The organism is Actinomadura sp. NPDC023710 (genome assembly GCF_040639875.1).
Taxonomy (GTDB): Bacteria; Actinomycetota; Actinomycetes; order Streptosporangiales; family Streptosporangiaceae; genus Spirillospora; species Spirillospora citrea.
This window is the reverse complement of record NZ_JBFAGB010000069.1, coordinates 22,364-29,368: the sequence shown is the minus strand read 5'-3', so window position 1 is coordinate 29,368 and position 7,005 is coordinate 22,364. Positions and strand designations below refer to the sequence as shown.

The window sequence follows — 7,005 nt, the reverse complement described above, 5'->3', positions numbered from 1 at the left end:
AGGTCCATGCCGAAACTATGACGTCATGATGACGTCATGTCAACCACCATCTATGACGTCACTTCGCATCATCCTGCCGTCGTAGATGACTCTTGGTCCACGGAATGCCGTTAACGCCCGTGCGCGCTGCGGAGGCCGGGCCCGGAGCAGATGACGAGGAAGAGTTCGACGGCGGGTCGGTGCTGGCGCTGATCAAGGCGATGCCGGACGACATCAGCCTGGAGCCGATGCTGCGCGAGATCGACAAGCTGACCGCGATCCGCGCGATCGGGCTGCCTGAGGGCTTGTTCGTCGATGTGGCACCGAAGATGTTGGCGTCCTGGCGGGCGCGGGCGGCGGTGGAGTCGCCGCCATCTACTACGGTAAGGGCGGCGAGATCTCCACCAACCGCCGCTGAGCGTGACTTCTCACTCGACTGCTCCCGGTCGTGCGGCCACGTGTCCTGTGGGGCTGTGGGCGCTTGCCGGTAGGCTGATTTGGGTCAGTTTGGGCGAGGGAGCAGGGAGGTGGGGCTCGTCGTGAACAGCCAACCTCCGAGTACCTGCTGATCGCCGACGTCTGTCGCCGGCCGCTGATGCGGGTGTGGTGTGCCCACCTTCGTGAGGGCGCGGGGCGTCGTGTGGTCGTGTGTTTCCACATCACTCCCACCCTGGAAGGCGTTCTGTTACGGCCGATCATCGTCTGCGTGCTCTGTTGTCCAAGCGTTCCGCGCCCGGCTCGGGCAGGAGCTCTGCCGACCGGCGCAGTGCGCCGGAGTATTCGATGGATCCTCAGCCTCATCGCCAGCAGCCGCCAGTGGAGAACAGCGTGATCGACAGCGCCGTCTACCTGGCCGGGCGCCGCACCAGCTCACCGGCCACGCTGGCCGACACCTTCGCCCTGCTGGCAGAGGAGCCCGACAGCAGGGCGTGGATCGGGCCGTACCGGCCGGCCGATGCGCAGTTGCTGTCGGCGGCCGAGCAGCTGGGTCTGCATGAGCTGGCGGTGGAGGACGCCATCGTCGCCCACCCCCGACCTGTTGGCGCTGGGGCCCGAGGCGGTGCTGTACGCGATCCTGGACACGGTCGTCGACGGGTACGCGCCGGTGATCTCGGGGTTGCAGAACGACATCGATGAGATCGAGACCGAGGTGTTCGGTGGTGATCCCAGAACGAGGAGATCAAGAAGATCTCCTCGTGGGCGGCGATCCTGTTCGCGCCGACGCTGATCGGCACCGTGTATGGGATGAACTTCGACCACATGCCCGAGCTGCACTGGCTGGGCGGCTACCCGTTCGCGCTGGCACTGATGGCCGTGGTCTGCGTCGGGCTGTACGCGATCTTCAAGCGGCGCGATTGGCTATGACCCGCGACCCGGGTAGTTCAGGCAGCGACAGGCTTTGTCGGGTGAGATCAACCGAGGCAGGGACGGGCAGCCGGCGATGCACCAGGATGTGATCTCGTGATTGTGGACCAGGCCATTTACCACGGCGGGCGGCGCCGTGACATCGACGGCGACATCAGCGACGCCTTCGACGAAGCCCGCCGCGACGACCGCGACTGCTTTGTGTGGATCGGGCTGTATGAGCCCACCGGCACCGAGTTCGGCCTCATCGAGGAGGAGCTCGAACTCCACCCCCTCGCCGTCGAGGACGCGGTACACGCCCACCAGCGGCCCAAACTCGAACGCTACGACGAAACCCTGTTCATCGTCCTGAAAACCCTGGACTACCACGAGGACACCTCCGACATCGAGGTCGGAGAGATCATGAACTTCCTCGGTAAGGACTTCGTGGTCACCGTCCGGCACGGCGCCGCCAATCCCCTGGCCCAGGTCCGCAAACGCATCGAGGCCGACCCCCGGCTGCTGACCCACGGGCCCGCCGCCGTGGTGCACGCGATCTGTGACCAGGTCGTCGACCATTACGGCCTGGTGTCCCACGAGGTCGAGGCCGACATCACCGAACTGGAACGCCAAGTCTTCCGGCCCCACAGCGGTGACGTCACCGAGCAGATCTACCTCCTCAAACGTGAAGTGCTGGATTTCCGCAGCGCCGAAGGCCCGCTCATCCCGGTCCTGGAGGAGATCACCAGGGCCGGGTCGCGCTGTTCGACGGCACCCGGGAATACTTCCGTGACGTCCTGGACCACCTACTGCGAATCGACGGCGAGGTCGATTCCCACAACGAACTGCTGACCAACGCCCTGACGGCTGACCTGGCCCTGTTGGGCAAACAGCAGAACGCCGACGTCCGCAAGATCTCCGCCTGGGCCGCGATCATCGCGATCCCCACCATGATCGCCGGGTTCTACGGCATGAACTTCGACTACATGCCCGAACTCCGTTGGCTGTTCGGCTACCCGATCGTGATGGCCGTGATGGCCGTCGCCTGCGTCATCGTCTACTACCGGCTCAGCAAAAGCGGCTGGCTGCGAGGAAGACCCATGATCAGATTCCGCCGACCAGCCTCCCTGTGGCCCCTCGCCCTCATCACCCTCGTGGTGATCTGAATCCTGATCCTCGTCGTACTCATCTACCGCGGACACCGACTCAAACCCGCCAGCACCGCCGTCCCCCCCAGCGCCGACAGCGGCGAGCCCATCCGGGGCTGGTGAAGAGCCCGATGGCGCGCTCTCGCACAAATGACCGGTTGTGCGAGACCGGCGAACCGCCGCGGAGGCCAGCACGACACCACCGGCGTCTACGACCGCATCACCTGGAGCTTCATCAAATACGTGTGGGGCTACCGCAGGCAGATGGCCCCCCGCGTCCGGGAACTGATCGCCGAACACGCCGGGCACGCCGACGTGCGCATCCTCACCTCCCGCCGCGCCGCCAACCGGCTCCTAGCCCAGCTGAAGGCATCCACGACCGCGTAACCCCGGGGCCGGCGACGTGAGCCACCCCTTCCTCGGCGAGAACCTCCCAGCCCTATACGCAGACGAGGACCGTACCCGTCGGCGCAGTAGCGCGCTCCTGACCGCCAAGACCGCAGGCCGCAACATCAGCGACGTAATACTCGGCCACGCCGACACCGCGGGCCTGCCCGAGCGGCCGGTGATCTGCGACCTGGGGCTGCGGACAGGGACGCACCACCCTGCGGCTCGCTCGCCACCACCCGCACGCGCGGATCATCGCACTCGACGGATCCGGCGCCATGACCGCCGCCGCCCAGCAACAATGCGCGGGCCTGCCCGTCCAAGCGATCACCGCGGACTTCCACAACCTGCCCCTGACCGAGCACAGCCTGGACCTGGTCGTGGCCGTCATGTGCCTCTACCACTCACCCGCCCCCGACACCGCGCTCCGGGAGATCACCCGGACGCTCCGGCCGGGCGGCACCGCGATCCTGGTCACCAAGGCCGCCGACAGCTACCACGAGCTCGCCGCCCTCGTGCAACGGTGGCCTCGACCCGCACGCCACCACGCGGCCGAGCCTGTACCAAGCAGCCCACAGCGGCAACCTGCCCGCCCTCGCCGAGACCGGCGGCCTGACCATCACCCAGACCGAACACGAACAACACACCTTCACCTTCACCGACCTCGCCCACACCGCCGCCTACCTGGCCACCTGCCCCCAATACCCCTTCCTCGCCGACCTGCGGCACCCCGCCGAGCTCGCAGCCGCGCTCCGCGACCGCCTGCCCGACGGGCCCGTCACCACCACCGCGACCATCACCTACGTGATCGGCCGCCCATGACCCGCACCTGGACCAAGACCTACCCCACTCCCGCCCAGGCCCAGACCGCCGCCGACCTACCCGACCTCGCCAACACCCTTCACGACGCCGAGGTCGGCCAGAGCGCGCCATGGCTGCTGCTGCCCGTGCCGGGCACGGGAGAGGGCCTGGTGGATGCGCTGAAACGGCCACCCATCGGTGATCTTCGCGGGCCGTCGCCGGCGACCGGCCCCCACCTCATGCTGGACCGGGGGACTCCGGGCCGTCCGGCTCCTCTGGGGTGAGCAAGCACACACGCGCAGCCGACTTGAAGTTTTATGCAATTGGTTAAACTTGCAGTTCGTCTGGTGGTTGATGTCGCTGGGAGCGAGGAGGCCGGTCGTGGGGCGTGGTCGGGCGAAGGCCAAGCAGGCGAAGGTCGCGCGCAAGCTGAAGTACGACACCGGTGGCGTCGATCTTGATCGGTTGCGCAGGGAGCTGGCTACGGCCGGCGGCGGGGCATGGGGCACCCGCGCCGAGGGTGGACGTCCGCAGCCGGCCGAGGGCGGGGGAAGGGAGGCCGCGGATGAGTGAGTGCGGCACCGAGGTGCAGGAGCTGGTGCGGCGGACGTTGGGCGCCCCACGCAGGGAAGCCGATGTCCACGGCGTATCACCCAACGCGGACGAGGCGGTGGAACCGGAGCGTCGGGCCGTCCTGCGCGGTGTCGCGTGCAACGCCGGAGAACCGGTCCCCGGCGGTCGAAGTGTGAACGACAAGGTGAAGGGGTGAGCGTGCCGGTCCCGCTGCATCAGGCCAAGGCCGCGCTGTTCAAGACGCTCGGGCATCCCGTGCGGGTCCGGGTGCTGGAGTTGCTGTGCGAGGGGCCGCAGGCGGTTCGCGACCTGCTGGCCGCGACCGGTGTGGAGGCCTCCAGTCTGTCGCAGCAGTTGGCGGTGTTGCGCCTGGCCGGCATCGTGACCGCGCGCCGCGAAGGCTCGACGGTGGTCTACGAGCTGGCGGGCGCCGATGTGTCGGAGCTGATGCGTGCGGCCCGGCGGATCCTGACCGACCTGCTGACCGGCCAGGGCGAGCTGCTGGCTGAGCTGAAGGCCGACGCGCTGACCGGGCCGGCCGGCCCGACCGGCCCGACCGGTGAGAAACGCGCATGAAAGTCCGGGCGAACCTGCGCGATCTGCCGGGGCCGCTGGCGCGGTTGCTGCCGCGACGCGCCGACTGGACGGTCGCCCGGCGGTCGTGGGGCCGTGACCTGGTGGCCGGGTTGATCGTGGCGGTGGTGGCGCTGCCCCTGGCACTGGCGTTCGGGGTCAGTTCCGGGTTGGGCGCCCAGGCGGGGCTCGTCACCGCGGTCGTCGCCGGGGCGCTGGCCGCCGTCTTCGGCGGCAGCAACCTGCAGGTGTCCGGGCCGACCGGCGCGATGACGGTGGTGCTGGTGCCGATCGTGGCGCGGTACGGGGCCGACGGCGTGCTGCTGGTCGGGCTGCTGGCCGGGCTGATCCTGATGGCGGCGGCGGTGCTGCGGGTGGGCCGGTTCGCGGCCTTCCTGCCGACCCCGGTAATCGAGGGCTTCACCGCCGGCATCGCGGTGGTGATCGCGCTGCAGCAGGTGCCCGCCGCGCTCGGCGTCACCGGCGTCCACGCCGAGAAGGTGTGGCGGGCAGCGGGTGAGGCCGCGGCCCGGTTCGCGGCCCATCCCACGCTCACCGCCCCGATCATGGCGGCGGGCGTCGCGGCGCTGATGCTGATCGGTGGCCGCCGGTGGCCCGGCGTCCCGTTCTCGCTGGCGGGCATAGCGGTCGCCACGATCGTCGCCGAGGCCGCCGGGCTCGACCTCGCGCGGATCGGCGCCCTGCCCGCCGGGCTGCCCGCCCCGTCGCTGGAGTTCGTCCGCCTCGACGCCGTCACCGCTCTGCTGCCGTCGGCGCTGGCCGTGGCGGCTTTGGCGGGACTGGAGAGCCTGCTGTGCGCCACGGTCGCCGACGCGATGAGCGTCGGGGACAAGCACGACCCGGACCGGGAGCTGTTCGGTCAGGGCCTCGCTAACCTCGCCGCCCCGATGCTGGGCGGCGTGCCCGCCACCGCCGCGATCGCCCGCACCGCGGTCAACGTCCGGGCCGGGGCCCGTTCCCGGCTGGCCGCCCTCATCCACGCGGGCGTGCTGGCCGTCATCGTGCTGGCCGCCGGCGGCCTGGTCGGCAGCATCCCCCTGGCGGCGCTGGCCGGGGTACTGCTGGCCACCACCGTCCGCATGGTCGAGGTCGGCTCCCTGGCCGCCCTGGCCCGCGCCACCCGCCGCGACGGCGCGGTGCTGGTGCTGACCTTCGCCATCACCGTGGCGTTCGATCTGATCACGGCCGTGGCCGTCGGTGTCGCGGTGGCGATCGTGCTGGCGTTGCGCGCCCTGGCCCGCACCGCCCGGCTGCACCCCGTCCCCCTCCAGGACGGCGACCACACCGCCCAAGGGCGGTCCCTGCTGGAAGAGCACATCGTGGCCTACCGGCTGGACGGCCCGCTCTTCTTCGCCGCCGCCCACCGCTTCCTGCTGGAACTGTCACAAATCGCCGACGTCCGCGTGGTCATCCTGCGGATGTCCCGCATCACCACCCTGGACGCCACCGGCGCCGGCGTCCTGGGCGACGCCGTCACCCGCCTGGAACACCGCGGAATCCTCGTCCTGCTGTCGGGCATCGACCCCGCCCACGACCAGGTCCTGGCCACCCTCCGGATCGCCGAACACCTCCGCCGCGACGGGCTACTCTTCCCCGACACCCCTGCCGCCATCGCCCACGCCCGCGCCCACCTCCACGACCACAGCATCGGCGCAGAGACCGGCACGGCACCGGCCACTGCCAGCGCCACCCCGCCGACCGGCCAACCAGGCAGCCGCCCACCCTTGACCAACGCGCCACAGCCGATGGCGTAGGCACCCGGGGACCTTCGACCGGGTCACCTTCTTGCCGAGTCGAAGCGGATCACGGGCGGCGGCGCGTTCGGTCCGGCCGCCCTTCCGTGTTGGAGCCGACCGCGCAGGCCCGCAGTTGCGCCGTCCGTCGCCGATGCCCGGCCGCCCGCGTCCGCTCCTCCTCCCGGGCGTGTCCTAACGCCACGCGCCGCTCGCATCCCCGTGCCGCTTCCTCATGCGCCTCGGCCGCCGCCAGGCAAGCCGCCCTGCGCCGTTCCTCGGCCTCCCGCGTCCGTTGCCGAGCGGCCTGCGCCCGCTCACCCGCGAGTCGCACCGCAGAACCCTCCCGGCGGCGGCCAACGGCATCCGCCGCCGCGCGCAACTCCTCCCAGCGGTCGAAGATCTCCATAGAGCGCGTGCTCGCCTGCGCGAACCGGACCTCCACG

Annotated in this window: 10 protein-coding genes and 1 pseudogene; all 11 read left to right on the top strand. The window is 70.1% G+C overall.

The window, feature by feature from the left end:
- Nucleotides 1-119: 119 nt before the first annotated feature.
- Complete coding sequence (locus AB0H37_RS42695; protein WP_360618363.1) at nt 120-470, top strand: hypothetical protein; 351 nt, start codon at nt 120-122, stop codon at nt 468-470.
- A gap of 337 nt (nt 471-807) precedes the next feature.
- Complete coding sequence (locus tag AB0H37_RS42690) at nt 808-1,116, top strand: hypothetical protein (protein WP_360618362.1); 309 nt, start codon at nt 808-810, stop codon at nt 1,114-1,116.
- Between the two features lie 42 nt (nt 1,117-1,158).
- Nucleotides 1,159-1,344 (top strand): CorA family divalent cation transporter, encoded by a 186-nt coding sequence (locus AB0H37_RS42685; RefSeq protein WP_360618368.1) that lies wholly within the window; start codon nt 1,159-1,161, stop codon nt 1,342-1,344.
- Between the two features lie 102 nt (nt 1,345-1,446).
- Complete coding sequence (locus AB0H37_RS42680) at nt 1,447-2,175, top strand: magnesium and cobalt transport protein CorA (RefSeq protein WP_360618361.1); 729 nt, start codon at nt 1,447-1,449, stop codon at nt 2,173-2,175.
- A complete protein-coding gene (locus AB0H37_RS42675) occupies nt 2,085-2,489 on the top strand; it encodes a CorA family divalent cation transporter (protein WP_360618366.1) in 405 nt (134 codons plus the stop codon). The genes AB0H37_RS42680 and AB0H37_RS42675 overlap by 91 nt, the downstream gene beginning before the upstream one ends.
- Before the next feature lie 132 nt (nt 2,490-2,621).
- Nucleotides 2,622-2,858 (top strand): hypothetical protein, encoded by a 237-nt coding sequence (locus tag AB0H37_RS42670; RefSeq protein ID WP_360618360.1) that lies wholly within the window; start codon nt 2,622-2,624, stop codon nt 2,856-2,858.
- Nucleotides 2,859-3,064: 206 nt separating this feature from the next.
- Nucleotides 3,065-3,394: pseudogene (locus AB0H37_RS42665) on the top strand (class I SAM-dependent methyltransferase); the annotation flags it as partial.
- A 282-nt stretch (nt 3,395-3,676) separates the two neighbouring features.
- On the top strand, nt 3,677-3,943 hold the full coding sequence (locus AB0H37_RS42660; RefSeq protein WP_360618358.1) for a hypothetical protein: 267 nt from the start codon (nt 3,677-3,679) through the stop codon (nt 3,941-3,943).
- Between the two features lie 97 nt (nt 3,944-4,040).
- The gene (locus AB0H37_RS42655; protein ID WP_185031414.1) at nt 4,041-4,232 is read left to right on the top strand and encodes a DUF3073 family protein; all 192 of its coding nucleotides are present in this window, start codon (nt 4,041-4,043) and stop codon (nt 4,230-4,232) included.
- Nucleotides 4,233-4,430: 198 nt separating this feature from the next.
- Nucleotides 4,431-4,808 carry a metalloregulator ArsR/SmtB family transcription factor gene (locus AB0H37_RS42650; RefSeq protein ID WP_360618365.1) on the top strand — a complete coding sequence of 126 codons (378 nt, stop codon included), beginning with the start codon at nt 4,431-4,433 and terminating at the stop codon, nt 4,806-4,808.
- On the top strand, nt 4,805-6,580 hold the full coding sequence (locus tag AB0H37_RS42645) for a SulP family inorganic anion transporter (protein ID WP_360618356.1): 1,776 nt from the start codon (nt 4,805-4,807) through the stop codon (nt 6,578-6,580). Before AB0H37_RS42650 ends, AB0H37_RS42645 begins: the two co-directional genes overlap by 4 nt.
- Nucleotides 6,581-7,005 lie beyond the last annotated feature (425 nt).